A 1,336-nucleotide genomic window follows, 5' to 3' on the forward strand; every position below is an offset into this window, starting at 1 on the left:
CGAAGGTATTCAGGCGTGGACGATTCCACTACTGAGCGATATTCCTGTTATCGGCAAAATCTTTTTCTCGCATGACCCGTTGGTTTACCTCAGTTGGGTTCTGTTCGGCTTGGTGTTCTGGGTATTTAAGAGCACGCGTCTTGGCCTCACGATTCGTTCAGTTGGCGAAAATCCAGAAGCGGCTAACGCCATTGGTATGAGTGTATTCAAAGTACGCTACGGCGCAGTCATGTTTGGTGGTGCGATGGCTGGTCTTGCAGGTGGATACTTATCACTCGCTTATACACCTCTTTGGTCTGAAGGTATGTCTGCAGGACGTGGCTGGATTGCACTTGCATTAGTTGTATTTGCAAGCTGGAAAGCAGAAAGAATTATGTTGGGAGCTTATTTGTTTGGTGCGGCGAGCATCATGCATTTGGTTCTTCAAGGACTGGGCTTTGAAGCCTCACCTAATTTGTTAGCAATGCTTCCTTACGTTGCAACAATTCTTGTTTTGGTTGTTCTCGCGAACGATGCAATCAAAGCAAAACTAAGTACGCCTTTGGCGCTGGGTCAACCATATAGACCTCAGCTTTAAAGCGTCACGAGAGTAGCGTTTGATCGCTACTCTCTAGATAAAAAAGAAACTCAGGAGTTAATAATGAAACTAAAAACAATTAGCAAAGTGCTTGCGACGGCAGCACTAGCTGGTGGCATGAGCGTAGCGCAAGCGGAAGACCCAATTAACATCGGCTTCGTTTACGTTGGTCCTACTGGTGATGCGGGCTGGACTTACGCGCATGATGAAGCACGTAAGTATGTTGAAGAGCAACTTGGCGACAAAGTAAAAACAACTTACGTTGAATCTGTGCCAGAAGGCGCGGACGGTGAGCGTGTTATTCGTCAGTTGGCATCAAAAGGCAACGACCTAATCTTCACAACCTCATTCGGTTACATGAACCCAACTCTTAAGGTTGCTAAGAAGTTCCCTAAAGTAGCGTTCGAGCATGCTTCTGGTTACAAGCGTGCAGACAACATGGGTACTTACTTCACGCGTGCGTATCAAGGTCGTTACTTGACTGGTTTGATCGCAGGCAAGATGACTGAATCTAACGTACTTGGCTACGTTGCTTCATTCCCAATCCCAGAAGTAATTCGTGGTATCAACGCATTCACTAAAGGCGCGAAAGAAGTAAACCCAGACGTTCAAGTAAAAGTTGTTTGGGCGAGCACTTGGTACGACCCAGCCAAAGAGCGTGAAGCTGCAGAAACCTTGATCCTTCAAGGTGCAGACGTTCTTACTCAGCACACTGACTCAGCAGCAGTTATTCAAGCAGCTGAAGCGAAAGGTAAGTAC

Annotated in this window: 2 protein-coding genes; both read left to right on the plus strand. The window is 46.7% G+C overall.

The genetic code is table 11. The features are described from left to right. The coding region (locus A3738_RS03185) for an ABC transporter permease (RefSeq protein ID WP_197473545.1) at positions 1 to 577 on the plus strand (577 nt) is incomplete at its 5' end. Positions 578 to 640: 63 nt separating this feature from the next. Then, on the plus strand, positions 641 to 1,336 hold a 696-nt coding region (locus tag A3738_RS03190; protein ID WP_156503913.1), incomplete at its 3' end, for a BMP family ABC transporter substrate-binding protein.

This window comes from Oleiphilus sp. HI0066, from assembly GCF_001635725.1.